The organism is Massilia sp. METH4 (genome assembly GCF_037094685.1).
GTDB lineage: Bacteria > Pseudomonadota > Gammaproteobacteria > Burkholderiales > Burkholderiaceae_D > Rugamonas.
On record NZ_CP146614.1, the window covers coordinates 3,135,851 to 3,154,915 of the forward strand.

Annotated in this window: 11 protein-coding genes; 8 read left to right on the forward strand and 3 right to left on the reverse strand. The window is 65.3% G+C overall.

The window, feature by feature from the left end; translation table 11 throughout:
• Window positions 1-38: 38 nt before the first annotated feature.
• From V6Z91_RS13815 to V6Z91_RS13825, 3 genes are all read right to left on the reverse strand, one after another.
• Complete coding sequence (locus V6Z91_RS13815) at window positions 39-2,822, reverse strand: TonB-dependent receptor (RefSeq protein WP_338771202.1); 2,784 nt, start codon at window positions 2,820-2,822, stop codon at window positions 39-41.
• Window positions 2,823-3,338: 516 nt separating this feature from the next.
• On the reverse strand, window positions 3,339-6,113 hold the full coding sequence (locus V6Z91_RS13820) for a TonB-dependent receptor (RefSeq protein WP_338771205.1): 2,775 nt from the start codon (window positions 6,111-6,113) through the stop codon (window positions 3,339-3,341).
• Between the two features lie 415 nt (window positions 6,114-6,528).
• On the reverse strand, window positions 6,529-9,306 hold the full coding sequence (locus V6Z91_RS13825; protein ID WP_338771207.1) for a TonB-dependent receptor: 2,778 nt from the start codon (window positions 9,304-9,306) through the stop codon (window positions 6,529-6,531).
• Window positions 9,307-9,486: 180 nt separating this feature from the next.
• Here V6Z91_RS13825 and V6Z91_RS13830 point away from each other — a divergent pair, with 180 nt between their 5' ends.
• The 8 genes from V6Z91_RS13830 to rluB all read left to right on the forward strand — a co-directional run bounded on the left by V6Z91_RS13830 (window position 9,487) and on the right by rluB (window position 18,779).
• Window positions 9,487-9,627 (forward strand): hypothetical protein, encoded by a 141-nt coding sequence (locus V6Z91_RS13830; RefSeq protein ID WP_338771209.1) that lies wholly within the window; start codon window positions 9,487-9,489, stop codon window positions 9,625-9,627.
• A gap of 122 nt (window positions 9,628-9,749) precedes the next feature.
• A complete protein-coding gene (locus V6Z91_RS13835; protein ID WP_338771210.1) occupies window positions 9,750-10,688 on the forward strand; it encodes an ABC transporter permease in 939 nt (312 codons plus the stop codon).
• On the forward strand, window positions 10,685-11,689 hold the full coding sequence (locus tag V6Z91_RS13840; protein WP_338771211.1) for an ABC transporter permease: 1,005 nt from the start codon (window positions 10,685-10,687) through the stop codon (window positions 11,687-11,689). Before V6Z91_RS13835 ends, V6Z91_RS13840 begins: the two co-directional genes overlap by 4 nt.
• Window positions 11,689-13,383 carry an ABC transporter ATP-binding protein gene (locus tag V6Z91_RS13845; RefSeq protein WP_338771839.1) on the forward strand — a complete coding sequence of 565 codons (1,695 nt, stop codon included), beginning with the start codon at window positions 11,689-11,691 and terminating at the stop codon, window positions 13,381-13,383. The genes V6Z91_RS13840 and V6Z91_RS13845 overlap by 1 nt, the downstream gene beginning before the upstream one ends.
• Before the next feature lie 26 nt (window positions 13,384-13,409).
• A complete protein-coding gene (locus V6Z91_RS13850; protein WP_338771213.1) occupies window positions 13,410-14,375 on the forward strand; it encodes a VTT domain-containing protein in 966 nt (321 codons plus the stop codon).
• Window positions 14,376-14,582: 207 nt separating this feature from the next.
• The gene (locus V6Z91_RS13855) at window positions 14,583-15,599 is read left to right on the forward strand and encodes a glucokinase (RefSeq protein ID WP_338771216.1); all 1,017 of its coding nucleotides are present in this window, start codon (window positions 14,583-14,585) and stop codon (window positions 15,597-15,599) included.
• Window positions 15,600-15,901: 302 nt separating this feature from the next.
• Window positions 15,902-16,624 carry an SMC-Scp complex subunit ScpB gene (scpB, locus tag V6Z91_RS13860; protein ID WP_338771219.1) on the forward strand — a complete coding sequence of 241 codons (723 nt, stop codon included), beginning with the start codon at window positions 15,902-15,904 and terminating at the stop codon, window positions 16,622-16,624.
• The gene (gene rluB / locus V6Z91_RS13865) at window positions 16,611-18,779 is read left to right on the forward strand and encodes a 23S rRNA pseudouridine(2605) synthase RluB (RefSeq protein ID WP_338771221.1); all 2,169 of its coding nucleotides are present in this window, start codon (window positions 16,611-16,613) and stop codon (window positions 18,777-18,779) included. The genes scpB and rluB overlap by 14 nt, the downstream gene beginning before the upstream one ends.
• Window positions 18,780-19,065: the final 286 nt, after the last annotated feature.

Below are 19,065 nucleotides of genomic sequence, written 5' to 3' on the forward strand. Positions count from 1 at the left end.
GCGCACGAGGCGCCGCTTTCGTTGGGGCCGTCAGGCCATCAGAAGCGGTAGGAACCGGACAGGTACAGCTGCCGGCCCAGCGCGCTGGAGTAGGCAGGGTTGTAGCCCATCTGGTGCGAACCGGCGTTACGCAGCGAGAACGGCGGGTTGCGGTCGAACAGGTTCAGGATGCCGGCCGAGATTTCCACATTGGCCATCGGGCGGTACGCCACCTGGTAGTCGAACGTGGTGTAGCTCGGCACGTCCAGCGTCACGTCCGCGTACACGCCCGGAGAACCGGCGACGATCACGGTCCCGTCGTCGGCCGTCCAGGCCTTGTCGACGTAGCCGTTGCGGTACGAAGCGGTCAGTGTGTGCGTGAGCTGCTTGGTCTCGAACGAGGTCGACGCCTTGATCACGTGGCGGAAGCTCACCTCGTCATCGATGCCGTAACGGTTCAGGCTGGTCGTCCAGACGTTGTCTGTGCCCGGCTCCGTGTATCGGGAGCGCAGCAGGTAGGTGCCGGCCAGGCGGCTCGTCAGGCGGCCGCCCCACACGTTCATCTTGTAGGTCAGGTCGTAGTCGATGCCGCGGTTTTCCGTCTTGCCGATATTGATCGGCGCGTAGATGATCGCCAGCACGTTCGAGTTCGTCGCGCTCTGGTACTTGGTGGTGTACAGGTCCCCATACTTGGCCGGATCTGCAAAGATCTGCGATTCCGCCACGTCGCTCACCTGGTCCCGGATTTCCACGTTCCACAGGTCCAGCGCCAGGGACAGGCCGGTCAGGGGTTCCCACACGGTGCCGATCGACCACTGCTTCGATTTTTCCGGCGCCAGGTTCGGGTTACCTGCGCGGAATGCCTCGAATTGCGTACGGGTGACAGCGTTGCAGTACGACGCCAGCGGGTGGCTGGTGCCGGCCAGCGGGCAGCGGTAGGTGCCGGCGGTGACGCCCCAGTCTTCCTGCATGCCGGCGATCTCCTGCATCGTCGCGACGCGGAAGCCGGTGCCGGCGGCGGCGCGGAACATCAGGTTGTTCGTGGCCGAGAACTTGCCCGACAGCTTCCAGGTGCTGGCGCTTTCGGTGTCGCCGTAGGTCTTGCCGCCGTTGTTGTCCTTGGTGGCGCCGATACGGTCGTAACGGGCCGAGGCGGTGACTTCCAGCTTCTTCGTCAGCGGCATCATCAGCTCGGCATAGGCGCCGGTATTCGCGCGGTGGTAACCGCTGTCGATACCGCTGCTTTCAGTCAGGATGGCGCCATCTTCGGCGACCTGCTCGTAGTCCGAGTGGTAGTTGGTGTCGCGGTAGTCGACGCCTACACCCAGCATCGCCGTGCCGCCCGGCAGCTTGAAGGCCTCGCGCGAACCGCGCGCATCCCAGCCCTTCATGATGATGGTCTGGGTCTGGTACTTGCCGGAGAAGCCGGTGCCCAGCAGCGTATTGCGCATCGATTCGGGCATTTCGCCCAGCCCGTAGCTGAACGGATCCAGCTGGCCGGCCCCGACTGCGGCGCTGAACTTCGCGGCCAGCGGGAAGCCGCTGACCAGGTCCTGCTGCTGGCGGTTGCGCGACCAGGTGAACGCGGAGTTCAGGTCCCAGCCGAACGCGGCGCCTTCGACGCCTGCCACGACATGGGTAGCCTTGGTGCCGTAGTCGTACGTGCGGTTGCCCATGTCCATGAGGCGGTAGTTCGCGGCCACGGAGGTCACGCCGGCGGCCTGCTCGGCGCTCAGGTAAGGAAGCACGTACTTGTTGTACAGCGCCGAATCCTTGGCGATCGAGAATTGCGCCGGGACCGGAGCGATCGACGAGCGCACATTGGCCTTCGTGAAGGCCAGGTCGTAGAACGCCTTGAAGCCGGTGCCGCCCAGCTTCAGCTCGCCGGAGCTGAAGATTCCGTCACGCTTCGTTTCCGGATTGATCTCGATGGTCGAAGACGAGTCGAACACGCAGCTGCCATCGTCGTAGATGTTGTAGTTCAGCGGCGCGCAGGCGCCGTTGTGCGCCAGGGCATACGGGTTCAGGGTGACCGAGTTGGCGGTTACATTCCCGTTGGCGTCGTAGGTGTTGTAGCGCACCACGGCATTGGCCGGCAGCGCACGCGACGAGCCCGTCGCAAACATCAGGTCGCGGCCGGTCGCCGGATCGGTAAAGTTGATGAAGCCGCTCTTGGCGAAATCGCGCTGCGAAGCCTTCAGCGACTTCTGCTCGTCGTGGCTGGCCGAGAAGAACACGCTGTAGCCGTCTTCATCGATGTCGCCGAAGCCCTTCGAGATGGAAACGGAGTTCGATGCACCGCCCGAACGTTCCGGGTTGTTGTACTTGGCATCGATCTGCCAGTCGGAAGCACCCTTCTTCAGGATGAAGTTGACGACACCGGCAATGGCGTCGGCACCGTACAGCGCGGAGGCGCCGTCGGTCAGCACTTCCACGCGCTCCACGGCGGACAGCGGGATCGAGTTCAGGTCGATCGTGGTGCCCGAGTTGGACGGCGCGATGCGGCGGCCGTTCAACAGCACCAGCGTGTACTGCTCGCCGATGTCGTGGATCGATGCTGTGGTGATGCCGCCGCCACCGCCGCCAACCGACTGGGCCGCGGCGGTGAAGCCCTGCATTGCCGGGATCTGCTGGATGAAATCGGTAACGGTGGTGACACCGGTCTTCTTGATGTCCTTCTGGGAGAAGGATTGCACCGGCAGCGATGCCTCGGCGGCGATACGCTTGATGGAGGAGCCGGTGATTTCAACACGTTGCATGGGCTGCTCGGCTTCCTGCGCGGTCGCGGCATGCATGCCCATCGCCAGGCTGCCCGCGAACATCACGCGCAGGGAGCGAGACAATACTTTCTCAATCATGAAACTTCTTTCAGGTTATTGCGAACGACAAAACGGCCGCCGCTCGGGTAGGGCGGAGGCCGGAGCAGCCCGTGCTGCAACTGGAAGTAACTGTTTTACAGTGACCACTAGCCCCTGCAATTCTCACAAATAATCACAGGGGGCCGTATCAAACCATCCAGCCGTGCTTTTTGTCAATTTTTGTTTGGCATACGTAAGCGGAAGTGACCGAGTTCTGCCAAGACTTTGTCAAATAGACAAAGTCTGTACGAAAGGATTTGTAGCTACATCTTTATATATTTCATAGATGTACTGTTTGAGGTGTTGTCTAGATGCCATAGAAAGTGTGGCAAAAATGCGGGGACTGTCCCCGTTGTGTTAACGCGACAAGAGTGTTGTAAAAAATCGGGGACTGTCCCTGTTGTGAGAGTGTTGTAAAAAATCGGGGACTGTCCCTGTTGTGTGAAAGGCACAAAAAAAAAGCGGCCCGCGAGGGGCCGCTTGCTGTGCTGCTAACGGGAGTTAGAAGAACTTGTACTGTGCGCCGAACTTGAAGTAGCGGCCCACGGCGCCGGAGTTGTCCAGCGGGTTGAAGCTCATGCCGCCGTAGGTCAGCGGGTCCAGCGGTGCCACGCGGTCGAACAGGTTCGACACGGAGGCGAACAGCGTGAAGTTCTTGCTCACGTTGAAGCGGGTCGACAGGTCGACCGTCGTGAACGAGGCCAGCTCGCAGTTGCCCGGGGCGACCGTGCCGTTCGCGAATTGCGATGCGCACGGCGCGCCTTCGTAGCGGATGTTCTTCATGCTGTCGCGCCAGTTGGCGGTCGCGCTGAAGTTCCAGGCGCCGACGTCCCACGAAGCCGTCACGTTGACCTTGTTCTTCGGCGTGCCCATGCAGTTCGACGTGTCGCAGTTGCCGTGCGTGCCGGCGAATTCATACTGCAGCGTGGCCGATTCGGCGCGCAGGAACTTGCGGATGTGGGTCCAGGTCAGGCCCAGCGTCGCGCGACCGTAGTCGCCCAGGCGCAGGCGCTGCTTGATGTCCACGTCCACGCCTTCCACGGTCGTGAACGACGAGTTGCGGTACGCGCCTTCCACCACCAGCAGCGTGCCCGAATTCTGGATCACATTGCCGTTCGCGTCGCGCAGGTTGTTGTCGTTGCGCACAGCCGTGGGCGACAGCGCCGCCTCGGCGTACGACACCGGGTTGATCTCGTTCTCGCGCTTGATCTTGAACGCGTCGATGGAGAGGCTGGTGCCTTCGAACGGATCCCACACCATGCCCAGCGAGTAACCCTTCGATTCTTCCGGCTGCAGGTTCGGGTTGCCGACCTTGATCGACGAAATGGAGATCGAGCAATCGCCCTGGCTCGCGCCCGGACGTGCGGTCGGCACGCCGTTGACGGTCGGGCAACGCACCGGATCCTGCGCGGAGGCCGAACCGACAGCCTGCGACAGTGTGCTGTTTTCAGCGGCGGACGGCGCGCGGAAGCCTTCGGTGTACGTGCCGCGCAGCGCGAACGTCTTCAGCGGCGTCCACTTGATGCCCAGCTTCGGCGTGGTGGAGTTGAAGTTCTCGTAGTGGTCGTAGCGCACCGCACCCGTCACCTCGACGGTCTTCCACACCGGCAGCAGCGCTTCCATGTAGACGGCGGACACCTTCGAGTCGCCGAACGCGGCCGTGTAGCTGCTGTTGATCGAGCCGTTCTCGGAGCCGGACAGGCTCGGGTTCGACAGCTTCTCTTCGCGGTGTTCGCCGCCGATCGCCAGGCCGATGTTACCGCCCGGCAGTGCCACCGGCAGTTCGCGGGAAGCCTTGAAGTCCACGGTGGTCAGGCGGGTGGTCGAGTGCGACGTCGCGGTGCGGCGCAGCGCGTCGTACAGCGCCGGCGAGTTCTTCGACGCTTCCGTGCCGATGTAGTACGGGAAGTACTGGCTGGCCGGGTTGGACAGCGCATCCTTCAGCACGTTCATGTTGACCATGTTCGTCCACGCCAGGTCCAGCTTCGACTCGGAGCGGGTGAAGCCCGTTTCCCAGTCCCAGCCAGCGTTCGTGCCCTTCAGGCCGATCACGAAGCGGTTGAACGCGTTCTTCGCGTTACGTACCGACGGGCCCACGTCCCACATCGAGTAGCGCAGGCGCACGTCCTGGCCGTACGGGTTTTGCGGGTGCGCCGCATTCATCAGGATGGTCGAACCGTAGTTGATCAGCTGGTTCGGGCCGCCGTTCGCGCCCGGGAACACGATCGTCGACGAGGTGGAGCCCGGCGTCATCGTGAACGAGGTCTTGCGCTCGGAATAGCCCAGTTCCGTGAACGCCTGCAGGTTCGGGTTGATCTGCCAGGTGCCGCGGGTGTACAGGTTCAGCGATTCGATCTGCGGCTGCATCGAACGGAACTGGTCCTGGTGCCATACGCAGCCGCCGCGCGGGTCGCCCTGCACGGAATTCGAGAACTGCGCGCAACCCGGCAGCGAAACGTACTGGCCGGTGGCCGGGTTCAGCAGCGAGCCGGTCGGCGAGGGCGACGCGGCGCCGTTGCTGATATAGCCCGCCGCGTACTGCGTAGGCAGGCCATAGCCCCAGGGGCGAATGTCGCCGTGGCCGATCCAGTCGCGGCCGGCGCGTTCGGATGCCTTCAGCTCGTCGCTCTGGCTGTATTCGGCGTTGACGACCCAGTTGTACTTGTCTTCGTCCAGGTCGCCCTGGCCGTAGGTGATCGAGGCCTTGTTCTGCTTGGCATCGTCGTAGCGCGACCAGCCGGTCTCGCCGCGCACGGTCAGGCCCGTGAAGTCCTTCTTCAGGATGATGTTGACCACGCCGGCGATCGCGTCGGCGCCGTACAGCGAGGAAGCGCCATCCTTCAGGATCTCGATGCGCTCGACGATCTGCATCGGCACGGTGGACAGGTCGGTGAAGCTCTTCTGGCCGTCATCGGCGCGGGCGAACGGCGCCATGCGGCGGCCGTTCAGCAGCACCAGCGTGGACGTGGCGCCCAGGCCGCGCAGCGAGATCGCGGTGGACCCGGCGGCGAAGCCGGAACCGAAGCTGGTCGGCAGGGAGCCGGCGCCATCGACGGTCAGGGTTTGCAGGTATTCGGCGACGGTGGCTTTGCCGGAGCGCAGCAGTTCATCGCTATTGACCACGGTGACCGGGGATGCGGTCTCGGCGGTAGCACGCTTGATGCTGGAGCCGGTGATCTCCACGCGCTGCATCGGCGCGTCGGATTGTGCAAGGGCGGGTACTGCGGCGGCGCTCATGCCGGCAGCCGCGAACAGCAGGCGGACCGAGCGGGCCATCAATTTTTCCATCATTATTACAGCCTCCAAAAGTGGTTCAGCGAGCGCAAGCGTGCGGCCGGAAAGCGACGTGCGCCTTCGCCGTGTGTGCTTTGTGTGCTGCTTGGCTCCCAGGTGGAGGAACGCCGGTTGGTTCCTCCAGGGAGGCGATGAGACCACCGCGGGCACCGAGCCGTCAATCGTTAAACTGGCCAAGCCTTTGTAACGAGATGTGACGGCTTGACATTTCCTTCTGTCAATGTATCGAAGGAAAGTTCTTTCTGTCCGTAAATATTTACAAAATCGCTCATCTGGCGCTAACTGCAACTGCCGTCACGTATGCGTCGACATGCGCTTTTTACATTTCATTGTGGCAAGCACGCAACAAAAAAGGCGCCCCTCGCGGAGCGCCTTGCCTTGATATCCCCGGACCGGCTTAGAAGAACTTGTAGCTCGCGCCTACCTTGAAGTAGCGGCCGATCGCGCCGGACGCATCCATCGGGTTGTAACTGATGCCGCCGTAAGTCAGCGGATCGAGCGGAGCGATCTTGTCGAATACGTTGTTCACGGAAGCGAACAGCGTGAAGTTCTTGCTCACGTTAAAGCGGGTCGACAGGTCCAGCGTCGTGAACGAGGCGATTTCGCAATCCTTCGTGCCCGGTTGGCCGTTGGCCAGCGTCGAAGCGCACAGGCCGCCCTCGAAATAGATGTTCTTCATCCTGTCGCGCCAGTTCAGGTTGCCCGTGAAGTTCCACGCGCCGATGTCCCACGAAGCGGAAGCATTGACCTTGTTCTTCGGCGTGCCCGCGCAGTTCGACGTGTCGCAGTTGCCGTGCGTGCCGGCGTACTGGTACACGGTCGTGGCGCTTTCATGGCGCTTCCACGATGCCACGTGCGTGATCACCAGGCCGAGGGTCGCGCGGCCATAGTCGCCCAGGCGCAGGCGCTGCCTGATGTCCAGGTCGACGCCGGAAACTTCGGTGTAGCTCGAGTTGCGGTACGGTGCCTGCGTGAGGATCAGCGTGCCCGAGTTCGGGATCACCTGGCCGTTCTGCACCAGGTTGTTGTCGTTGCGGATCGCGGTCGGCAGTGCGGCCGCTTCGTTGTACGGCAGCGGGTTGATCTCGTTCTCGCGCTTGATTTTCCAGCCGTCCAGCGCCACGGAGGTGCCTTCGAACGGGTCCCACACCAGGCCGAGCGTCATGCCTTTCGACGTTTCCGGCTGCAGGTTCGGATCGCCGACCTTGACGGCCGCGACCGGGATGCCGCAGTCCGTCGCCGTGGCGCCGCCGGCGGCCGGCGTGCCGCCCGGGCAGCGGATCGGGTCGATCACGGTCGAGGTGCCGGTCGATTGCGACGAGCTGCTGCCTTCGGCGGCGCCCGGCGCGCGGAAGCCTTCCGTGTACGTGCCGCGCAGCGCGAACGTGCGGGTCGGCGTCCATTTCAGGCCCACTTTCGGCGTGGTCGAGTTGAAGTTGTCGTACTTGTCGTAACGCACGGCGGCGGACAGTTCCAGCGTCTTCAGCAGGGGCGCCAGCAGCTCGGCGTACACGGCCGACACCTTGGAGTCGCCGAAGGCGGCCACGTAGCTCGAGTTGATCGAGCCGTTCTCGGAACCGGCCAGCGACGGGTTCGACACCTTCTCGCGGCGGTGCTCGGCACCGATCGCGAGGCCGATGTTACCGCCCGGCAGGGCGATCGGCAGTTCGCGCGATGCCTTGAAGTCGACCACGGCAAGGCTGGTCTTCGAATGCGACATGGCGTTGACCACCAGGGCCTGGTACAGCGAAGCGGGGTTGCGGTAGGCTTCCGTGCCGATGTAGTACGGGAAGTACTGCGATGCCGGGTTGCCCAGCGCCTGCGTCAGCACGTTCATGTTCAGCATGTTCGTGTACAGCAGGTCCAGCTTCGAATCGGAATAGGTGTAGCCTGCATCGTAGTCCCAGCCGGCCAGCGCACCCTTCACGCCCACGACGAAGCGGCGGAATTCATTGTCGGCATTGCGCTCGTGTACGCCGATGTCGCCGGCCAGGTAGCGCACGCGCGCCGGGGCGCCGAACGGGTTCTGCGGGTGCGAGGCGGCCATCAGGTTCTGGTTGCCGTAGCTGATGAAGCCCTGCGGTGTCTGCGCGTTCGGCGGGAAGGCCACGGTCGGCGTGATGGACGGCGGCGTCATCGAGAAGGCGGTCGAGCGCTTCGAATAGCCCAGTTCCATGTAGGCCTGGGTCGCCGGATTGATCTGCAGCGTGCCCTTCGTGTACAGGTTGATCGACTCGATCTCCGGTTGCATGTCGCGCCACTGGTCCTGGTAATGCAGGCAGCCGCCGTTCGCGCCAGTCTGGTCGGCGGTGGCGGAGAGCGTGGAGCATCCCGGCAGCGACACGTAGTTCGTCGTCACCGGATTGCGAATGGCGCCGACGAGCGATGCGTTCGCGTTGTTGGTACCGCTGATGTAGCCGCCGGCGAACTGCGTGCCGATCGGGAAGCCGTACGGGCGCAGGTCGCCGCTGCCGATATAGGCGCGGCCCTTGCGGTCGCTGTTCTGGATGCGGTCGGACTGCATGTACTCGGCGTTGACCACCCAGTTGTACTTGTCTTCGTCCAGGTCGCCCTTGCCGAACGTGACCGAGGCCTTGTTCTGCTTGCCGTCGTCATAGCGCGACCAGCCGGTGTCGGCCTTGAATTCCAGGCCCTGCACGTCCTTGCGCAGGATGATGTTGACCACGCCCGCAATCGCGTCCGCGCCGTAGGTGGAGGAGGCGCCATCCTTCAGGATCTCGATGCGCTCGACGATCTGCATCGGCACCGTGGACAGGTCGGTGAAGCTCTTCTGGCCGTCGTCGGCGCGGGCGAATGGCGCCATGCGGCGGCCGTTCAGCAGCACCAGCGTGGAGGTGGCGCCCAGGCCGCGCAGCGAGATCGCGGTGGAGCCGGCGGCGAAGCCGTTGCCGAAGCCGGTCGGCAGCGAGCCCGCGCCGTCGACGGTCAGGGTTTGCAGGTATTCGGAGACCGTGCTCTTGCCCGAGCGCAGCAGTTCCTCGCGGCCGATCACCTGGACGGGCGACGCGGTCTCCGCAGTGGCGCGCTTGATGCTCGAGCCCGTGATTTCCACGCGCTGCATATTCGTGTTGTCCTGGGCCGCGGCCGTGCCTGCCATGCCCAGCGTGGCCGCGATACCGCCCGTGAATAACAGGCGAACCGAACGAGCCATCATTTTCTCTACCATGGGTGCTACCTCCACAATTAATTTCCGATGAGCCACAAAAGCTTGCGTTGTGTGCGTGTTCCGTTGCTCGCGTCCAGGAAGCCCCGGGCTTCCTTGAACGAGCATGTAAGCATCGGGCGGACGGGACGGTCAAACAGAAAATTGTCAGCCCGGTCGTCATGAAACGCCGTGGAAAGCATCGCAACGATGGCGGGCACACATCGAAACGTCGGGATTTTTCCTATCTTGGTAGCTTTTGTATTGATCGTCGCCGATCGTGAAATTTCGTTAATGAAACAGCGACTGAAAGCTGCAATGTGGATGAATTGATACACTTCAGCACGATACTTTGCGTGTAGAAACTTTATTCGGCGAAAACCCTCGTATCCGTTAGCGCTGCCGTACTGCAAGCTTTTGCGCTATCGTGTGGTTTTCCGATTCCCGGCCCGCCCATGCCCTCATTCATCCTGCGCCGCCTGTGGCAGATGGTGCCCACCATGCTGGGCGTCGTGCTGCTGGTGTTCGTGCTGTTCAACTGGGTGGGGGGCGATCCCGCCTATGTGCTGGCGGGGAAGATGTCGAGCGCGGAGGCGATCGCCAACATCCGCCGCCAGCTGGGCGTGGACGAGCCCTGGCACGTGCAGTTGCTGATCTTCCTGAAACAGATCGTCACCTTCGACTTCGGCCAGAGCTGGGCCACCGGCGAGCCGGTCGGCCATATCATCGCCTCGCGCCTGGGGCCGTCGCTGACGGTGCTGGTGCCGCTCACGGTCCTGGAAACCCTGATCGGCATTGCCCTGGCGCTGGCGATCGCCTTCGTGCGCGGTTCGCTCACGGACCGGGCCGTGATGGTGGCCTGCACGGCGGCCATGTCGGTCTCGATCCTCGTCTACATCATCGTGTTCCAGTACGGGCTGGCCTACCGGCTCGGCTTGTTTCCCGTGCAGGGCTGGGGCGACAGCCTGGCGGAAAACCTGCTGCGTTATGCGCCGCTGCCGATCCTGATCGGCCTGGCCGTGTCGGTGGCGCCCACCCTGCGGCTGTACCGCAGCTTCGTGCTGGACGAGGCGAACCAGGATTACGTGCGCACCGCCCGCGCCAAGGGCTTGCCGGAACGGCGCGTGATGTGGGTGCACGTGCTGCGCAACGCAGCGATTCCCATCATCACGCACGTGATGGCCAGCCTCCCGGCGCTCCTGATCGGTGCCTTCCTGCTGGAGCGCTTTTTCGGCATTCCCGGCATCGGCCGGGAAGTGATCCTGGCGGTGGAGCGCAGCGACTTCCCCGTCATCAAGGCGATTACCGTCTACGTGGCCGCCGCCACGATGGTGTTCAACCTGTCGGCGGACCTGCTGTACCGGGCGGTCGACCCGCGGGTGCAGGCGGCATGACGGCTGCGCACTCCGCCGGTCTGTGGATGCTTGCCTGGCGCCGGCTGCGGGCCGACCGGCTGGCGATGGCGGCGCTGGCGATTGTCGGCGGCTGGCTGCTGCTGGTCGCGCTGTCGGCCGCCGGGCTGGTGGCGGGGGACTGGGAGCGGGAGGTGGGCGTCAACTACGCGCCGCCGTCGTTCCTCGGCGCCGCGGTACCGGCCGGCGCGGGACCGGCGGCCGCCGCGCTGCCCCCGCGTGCCAATCCCTTCGACCCGCTGGCCGCCGATATCGACTCGCTGCGTGCCACACCGCCCGGCGGCGGCGCGGCGCCGGAGCGGCGGCCCACGCTGCCTTTCGGCGCGGACAAGTGGGGGCACGACGTGATCCTGAAAACCGTCAAGGGCGCCGAAACGTCGATCGTCGTCGGGCTCGTGGCCGCCTTCGTGGCCGTCGGCCTGGGCACGCTGCTGGGCGCGCTGGCCGGGTACTTCGGCGGTGTCGTCGACGATGCGCTGGAATGGCTGTACAGCGTGTTCACGGCCATTCCCTCGATCCTGATGATCCTCACGGTGGCGGCGGTGCTCCAGGCCAAGGGCGTGGCGACGATCGTGCTGATCCTGGGCCTGACCGGCTGGACGGGACCGTACCGCCTGATTCGCGCCGAATACCTGCGGCACAAGGCGCGCGAATACGTGCTGGCGGCCGATGCCATCGGCGCCTCCGCCTGGCGCAAGATGTTCGTGCACATCTTCCCGAACGTGAGTCACGTGGCGCTGGTGCAGTTGTCGATCCTCGTCGTCGGCTTCATCAAGGCCGAGGTGATCCTGTCGTTCCTCGGCTTCGGCGTGCCGGCCGGCGTGGTGTCGTGGGGTTCGATGCTCAACGAGGCGCAGAACGAACTCCTGCTGGGCAAGTGGTGGCAGCTGGCGGCGGCCGCCGGCGCGATGGCCGTGCTGGTGACGGCATTTTCCCTGCTGGCGGACGCGCTGCGCGATGCGCTCGATCCGAAGGTGAAATGATGGGCGCCCCGTTGCTCGAGGTGAGAAACCTGCGCATCGCCTTCAAGGTCGACAAGCGCAGCACGGTCGAAGCCGTGAAGGGCATCTCCTTCGACATCCCGCGCAACGCCACGGTGGCGCTGGTGGGCGAGTCGGGCAGCGGCAAGTCGGTCAGTTCGCTGGCGGTGATGGGCCTGCTGCCGGCGGAAACCACGCTGATCGACCCGGCCAGCACGGTGCGCTTCGACGGCCACGACGTGCTGCGCCTGTCCACCGCGGAGCGCCGCGCGCTGTGCGGCCGGGATATCGCGATGATCTTCCAGGAGCCGATGTCCTCGCTCAATCCGGTTTTCACGGTCGGCTTCCAGGTGGGCGAAGTGCTGCGCCGGCACCTGGGAATGAGCCGGCGCCAGGCGCGTGCGCGCACGCTCGAATTGCTGGAAGAGGTGGGGATTCCCGATCCGGCGGCGAAGATCGATGGCTATCCGGGCCAGATGTCCGGCGGCCAGCAGCAGCGCGTGATGATCGCCATGGCGATCGCGTGCGAGCCGAAGCTGCTGATCGCCGACGAGCCGACCACCGCGCTGGACGTGACGATCCAGCAGCAGATCGTGGAGCTGATCGCGCGCCTGCAACGCGAGCGGGGCATGGCCGTGCTGTTCATCACGCACGACCTGGGGCTGGTGGGGGAGATCGCCGACCACGTGATCGTGATGCGGCACGGCGAGATCCGCGAAACGGGACCGGCGGCGCAGGTCTTCGGCGCTCCACGCGACCTGTACACCCGCGCGCTGCTCCACTGCCGGCCGTCGCTGCATGCGCGGCCGTTCCGCCTGCCCGTCATTGCCGACTACATGGAACAGGGAGCGCAGGCCGAGGCGGTGCCGCAGCGCACGCGCGGCTATGGGCCGGATGACGCGCAGTCGTCCAATATCATCCTCGACGTGCGCAACCTGAAGAAAAGCTTCTGGACGCGCGAAGGGCTGTTCGGCAAGCGCGAATTCCAGGCCGTGAAGGATGTGTCGTTCCAGCTGCTGCGCGGGAAGACGCTGGGCGTGGTCGGCGAATCCGGCTCGGGCAAGACCACGGTGGGCCTCACGCTGCTGCGGCTGCACCGGGCGACCGGCGGCAGCGTGCTGTTCGAGGGGCGCGACCTGCTGGCGCTGCCGGAGCGGGAATTCCATCCGTATAAACGGCGCATGCAGGTCATCTTCCAGAATCCCTATGCCTCGCTGAACCCGCGTTTCACGGTCGGGCAGATCCTGCTGGAGCCGATGCGGCTGCACCGCATCGGGCATGACGATGGCGAGCGGGTCGCCATGGCCCTGGCGCTGCTGGCGCGCGTGGGCTTGCCCGAGGCGGCGTTCCACCGCTATCCGCACGAATTCTCCGGCGGGCAGCGCCAGCGCATCGCGATCGCGCGCTGCCTGACGATGCGGCCGGAAATCCTCGTCTGCGACGAATCCGTGTCGGCGCTCGACGTGTCGGTGCAGGCCCAGGTGCTGAACCTGCTGCAGGACCTGCAGGACGAGTTCGGCCTGTCGTACATCTTCATCTCGCACGACCTGGCGGTGGTGAAGTACATCTCGGACCGCGTGATGGTGATGCGGGACGGCGCCGTGGTGGAAATGGCTGATGCCGACACCCTGTACCGCGACCCGCAACATCCGTACACCCGCCGCCTGTTGTCGGCATATCCCCGTGGCGTGGAGTAAGATGGCGGAACTATGATGGCGGAACTATGGCGAACTTGATCTATCTGTTGCAGGAATACGGCGTGCTGATCGTCTTCATCGTCGTCCTGGTCGAGCAGATGGGGGCGCCGATTCCCGCCTACCCGGTGCTGATCGTGTCGGGCGCGCTGGCGATGAACGGGGGCACGCCGCTGGCCGGCGTGCTGGCCGTGGCACTGACGGGCTGCGTGCTGGCCGACATGTTCTGGTTCAGCGCCGGGCGCCGCTACGGCAAGCGCATCCTGAAGGTGCTGTGCCGCATCTCGCTGTCACCCGACTATTGCGTGTCCCAGACCGAGGACAATTTCAGGAAATGGGGCGTGAAGTCGATGATCGTGGCCAAGTTCATCCCCGGCTTCAACACGATCGCGCCGCCGATGGCCGGCGCGATGGGCACGCGGCTGCCCGTCTTCCTGTCGTTCAGCCTGCTGGGCGGCCTGCTGTGGAGCCTGACGGGTATCCTGATCGGCGTGTATTTCAACAAGAACATCGACGAGGTGCTGGAAATCTTCTCGACGATGGGCGGCACCGCGCTCGCCGTGCTGGGCACGCTGCTGGCGCTGTTCGTGCTGTTCAAGTACATCGAGCGGCGCCGCTTCCAGCGCGCCATGCAGACGGAACGCATCAATGTCGAGCAGTTGCGCGCCTTGCTCGACGCTGGCCACGAGCCGGTGCTGGTGGACGCCCGCAGCGCCACCGCCCGCCAGCTCGACCCGCCGGCGCCGGGCGCGCTGCCCGTGGACGGCAACCTGGCCAGCCTGCTCGACGCGCTGCCGCGCGACCGTCACATCGTCGTCTATTGCAGCTGCCCGAACGATGTGACGGCCGCCAGCATCGCCAAGCAGCTGCACCAGCATGGGTACACGCTGGCCAGGCCGCTGCATGGCGGGCTGGAGGCATATAACTCGGCGTTCCGGGCGGGGGAGACGGTGGTGGTGGGGGAGCAGATTCCCGCGGCGGAGGGGCCGCGCTGACGCGTTATCGGTGCTGGCATGGGAAGACCGGTGTCGCGGGCGGCCATTCCCCACATGGCAACAAAGGGGTCTAGTAGTCATACTACTGCGAGATATTTGCAGCAATCGTACACGGGCGGGTGTCTTTGTACCCAAACTACATGACAGCTCTTGCGCATTCGCCAAGAAATCCGCTAGCATTGGGCTTCACCTTTTTCCTCGCCTGCCATGAACGCCATGTCGACTCCCACCCCGCAGATCCTCGTTTCCGCATACCCGGGTGGGCCCCGGCTGCTAGCCGACGTGGGCGGCACCAATGCACGCTTCGCGCTGGAAGTGGCGCCGGGGCAGGTGAGCCACATCCATGTGCTGGCCGGGGCGCAGTACCCCACGCTGGCCGCCGCCCTGCAAGCCTACCTGGCGTTGCCGGACGTGGCTGCCGCGGCGCCCGCCGTGCGCCATGGCGCGATCGCCATCGCCAACCCGGTCACCGGCGACTACGTGCGCATGACGAACCATCACTGGGAATTCTCGATCGAAGGCATGCGCCAGGAGTGCGGCTTCGAGGTGCTGGCCGTGGTCAACGACTTCACGGCGCTGGCCCGTTCCCTGCCTTTCCTGGGCGCGCACAAGCGCCAGGTCGGCGGCGGCACGGCCGTGCCGGAAACGCCGCTGGGCCTGATCGGCGCCGGCACGGGCCTGGGCGTGTCGGGCCTGATCCCGTCTGCCTCCGGCTGGACGGCGCTGCTGTCCGAGGGCGGTCACGTGAGCTTCTCCCCGGTGAACGAGACCGAAGTGGCGATCCTGCAATTCGCCTGGCGCGAATTCGAGCACGTGTCGGCCGAGCGGCTGATGTCCGGCGCCGGCATCGAACTGATTTATCGCGCGCTGGCCGACTACCGCAAGTTCGCGGCCGAGGCGCTGACCCCGGCCGAGATCGCGCGCCGCGCGCTGGCTGGCGATTGCGCGTTGTGCGACGAGGCGATCGAAGCCTTCTGCGGCATGCTGGGCACGATCGGCGCCAACCTGGCCGTCACGCTGGGTGCGCAAGGCGGCATCTATATCGGCGGCGGCATCGTACCGAAACTGGGCGAGCGCTTCGACAAATCGGGTTTCCGTGCCCGCTTCGAGGCAAAGGGCCGCTTCCGCCAGTACCTGTCGGGCATTCCCACCTATGTGATCACCGCGGAGTATCCGGCTTTCCTGGGCGTATCCGCCATCCTGGCCGAGCGGTTGGCCGCTTGATCGGTTAAACTGCGCAGTTACACTCGTCCATCACACGGATCCGCCACGATAGGCGTGCGAATTGCACTGCGCACGCTTTTATGGAGTACAATGCCCGTCATTGGATGAAACGGCGCCACCCGATCCCGCAACTCTTCCGGGGAAGGCCGACAAGGTTTTCAGGTCTTGAAAACACTTCTCTCCATCGTTGACCTTATTTGATCTGACGCCCCGGGTGGTCTTCACGCCCCGGAATCGCCGGCCATCCGCCGGCGGTTCGCCGGTATTTCGTACGCCGGGCAGGGCGCCCACATTGTTGGCATATGGATACAGCTGAGGCGAAGAAAGTCCTCGAAACCGCACTGCTATGCGCACGCGAGCCGTTGCCGATGCACAGCCTGAAGAAGCTGTTCGTCGATGTCGACGAGGCCGGGCGGCCGCTGGACGAAGGCCTCGGCAGCGATGAAATCCGCGGCCTGCTGGAGTCGTTGCGGCAGGATTGGCAGGGCAGGGGAGTCGAACTCGTGAACCTGTCCTCCGGCTGGCGCTTCCAGAGCCGGCCCGAGATGAAGCAATACCTGGATCGCCTGAACCCGGAAAAGCCGCAGAAGTATTCGCGGGCCACGCTCGAGACGCTGGCGATCATCGCCTACCGCCAGCCGGTCACGCGGGGCGACATCGAGGAAATCCGCGGCGTGGCCGTGAATTCGCAGACGATCCGCATGCTGGAAGACCGCGGCTGGGTCGACACCGTCGGTTACCGCGACGTGCCGGGCCGCCCGGCGCTCCTCGGCACCTCGAAGCAGTTCCTGGATGATCTGGGCTTACAGTCGCTGGCCCAGCTGCCGCCTTTGCAGCAAATCAGCGATACGCAGAACGCCAATTCGATCGAGATGCTCGAAGCGGCGCTGCAGGAGAATTTCGAGAAGGCGGCGCATGCCGCCGATGTCACTGACAATGTAGCGCCCGGGGAAGCATCCGCCACAGGCGCGGTGCAGGCGCCTGACGCTGAGCCCACGCAAGAAAACACGCATGAACAACACTGAGAACATTTCCGAGACCGGCACGCCGGCCGAACCGGCCGTGAAGCCGAAGCGTCGCACCAAGGCGCAGATCGCCGCCGAGGCTGCTGCCGCCGCCACCCCCGCCACCGCCACTCCGGCCGCCGCTGCTCCTGCCGAGCCAGCACCGGCGGCCGAGGCACCCGCCAAGCCGAAGCGCACCCGCAAGAAGGCCGAATCCGCGAGCGCCGCCGAGGCGCCAGCCGCCGAAGCCGCCGCGCCGGCAGCCGCGGCCGAGGAAGCCCCCGCCGTGAAAAAGCCGCGCGCCCGCAAGCCGAAGGCGGAAGTGGCGTCCGAGGCGGCCACTCCAGCAGCGGAAGCCTCCGCGGCCGTTGCGCCTGTCGCCGAATCTGCCGCTGCATCTGCCGCATCGGTAGCGCAACCTGCCGGCGACGAGCAGCCGGCCCCCGGGAAAGCGCGTGCGCCGCGCGGTCCGCGCCAGATGCGCGAGCAGCGCGCACTGCGCGACGCGCAGAAGGCGGAACAGGCACCAATCGAAGCGCAACCGGCCGAGCAGCCCGCACCTGCATCCGAGTCGGCGCCGGTGCCTGCCGATGCCGCGCCGCAGGAGCAGCGCCGGGAAGGTGGCCGCAACAACGGCAAGAAGCGTAACGACACCCGTAACGACCGGAATGCAGCCGGTCGTGAAGGGCGCGAAGGCAACCGCACCGAAGGCAACCGCACCGAAGGCAACCGCACTGAAGGCAACCGCACTGAAGGCGGTCGCACCGAAGGCGGTCGCGCCGAAGGTGGACGTGCCGAAGGTGGACGTGCCGAAGGCGGCCGCAACGAGCGCAATGCGCAGAATGCGCGTGGCGGCAAGGGCAAGGGCGCCCAGCGCGGCCCCGGCGGCAACGGCAAGCTGAACGAAGCCGATGCCGTGTTCTCCTTCGTCACCTCCGAGGCGTTCGACCAGGAAGACGGCGCGCGCGGCGGCAAGGCCCAGCAAAAGCCGGTGCGCCGCGACCTGACGGCCGAAGACGACGCACCGAAGCTGCACAAGGTGCTGGCCGAGGCGGGCCTGGGTTCGCGCCGCGACATGGAAGAGCTGATCGTTGCCGGCCGCGTGTCGGTGAACGGCGAGCCTGCGCACATCGGCCAGCGCATCCTGCCGACCGACGCGGTGCGCATCAACGGAAAACTGATTCAGCGGAAAGTCTCGAAGAAGCCGCCGCGCGTGCTCGTGTACCACAAGCCGGCCGGCGAAATCGTCTCGCACGACGATCCGGAAGGCCGTCCATCCGTGTTCGACCGCCTGCCGCAAATGAAAGTGGGTAAATGGCTGGCCGTCGGCCGCCTGGACTTCAATACCGAAGGCCTGCTGCTGTTCACCACGTCCGGCGACCTGGCGAACCGTCTCATGCACCCGCGCTACAACATCGACCGCGAATACGCCGTGCGCACGCTGGGCGAGCTGGAAGAAGGCATGCGCCAGAAACTGCTGGCCGGCGTCGAGCTGGAAGACGGCCCGGCGCAATTCACCAAGATCGCCGATGGCGGCGGCGAAGGCGTCAACAAGTGGTACCGCGTGGTGATCGGCGAAGGCCGCAACCGCGAGGTGCGCCGCATGTTCGAGGCGGTGGGCCTGACGGTCTCCCGCCTGATCCGCACCCGCTACGGCGCGCTCACGCTGCCGTCGAACCTGAAGCGCGGCCGCTGGGAAGAGATGGAAGAAAACACCGTGCGCGACCTGATGGCCGCCGTGGGTGTCGAGAAGAAGGTGGCCAGTGGCGAGCCGAAGGGCAAGGGCGGCGAACGCATCGGCAACGAGCGCGGCGAAAAGCGCGGCAACCGCGAGCGCGAGCCGAACTTCAATCGCATGGATATTTCCAACAAGAACGCCGATCCGTTCCCGCAGCCGGCCAAGGGCGGCCGCAATGGCGGCGGTGCCGGCAGCTACTTCGGCGCCGGCGGCGCCGGCGTGGGCCGTCCCGGCCGTGGCCAGGGTGGCGGTGTGGGCCGCGCGGGCATCGGCGACCAGGGCGGCAGCAGCCGTCCCCAGCAGGGTAAGGGCCGCGCCCCGCGCCAGCCGGATCCGCTGCAGACCACGTTCGGCTTCGCCGGCCAGCAGCCGCGCCGCGGCGGGCAGCCGCGGGGTGGGGCGATGGATCACGGGATGCCGAGAAGGCGTAAGGGGTGAAGCAGGGAATTCGCGGAGCACTGCTCCGCGCCTGCGGAACGGCTCGGCCTTGCAAGGCCGAGACTGGGGAGGGACAGGGAATTCGCGGAGCACTGCTCCGCGCCTGCGGAACGGCTCGGCCTTGCAAGGCCGAGACTGGGGAGGGACAGGGAATTCGCGGAGCACTGCTCCGCGCCTGCGGACGGCTCGGCCTTGCAAGGCCGAGACTGGAACTGTGCTTGAATTCCTGCGCAAGAGCCTTATATCGGTGACCTGCGCATGAGAAAACCGGTGTCGGACACCTTCT

Coding starts and splice junctions, on each gene's coding strand:
- V6Z91_RS13820 (WP_338771205.1), bottom strand. CDS start 6,113: ATGGCCCGCTCGGTCCGCCTGCTGTTCGCGGCTGCCGGCATGAGCGCC.
- V6Z91_RS13825 (WP_338771207.1), bottom strand. CDS start 9,306: ATGATGGCTCGTTCGGTTCGCCTGTTATTCACGGGCGGTATCGCGGCC.
- V6Z91_RS13835 (WP_338771210.1), top strand. CDS start 9,750: ATGCCCTCATTCATCCTGCGCCGCCTGTGGCAGATGGTGCCCACCATG.
- V6Z91_RS13840 (WP_338771211.1), top strand. CDS start 10,685: ATGACGGCTGCGCACTCCGCCGGTCTGTGGATGCTTGCCTGGCGCCGG.
- V6Z91_RS13845 (WP_338771839.1), top strand. CDS start 11,689: ATGGGCGCCCCGTTGCTCGAGGTGAGAAACCTGCGCATCGCCTTCAAG.
- V6Z91_RS13850 (WP_338771213.1), top strand. CDS start 13,410: ATGGCGAACTTGATCTATCTGTTGCAGGAATACGGCGTGCTGATCGTC.
- V6Z91_RS13855 (WP_338771216.1), top strand. CDS start 14,583: ATGAACGCCATGTCGACTCCCACCCCGCAGATCCTCGTTTCCGCATAC.
- scpB (WP_338771219.1), top strand. CDS start 15,902: ATGGATACAGCTGAGGCGAAGAAAGTCCTCGAAACCGCACTGCTATGC.
- rluB (WP_338771221.1), top strand. CDS start 16,611: ATGAACAACACTGAGAACATTTCCGAGACCGGCACGCCGGCCGAACCG.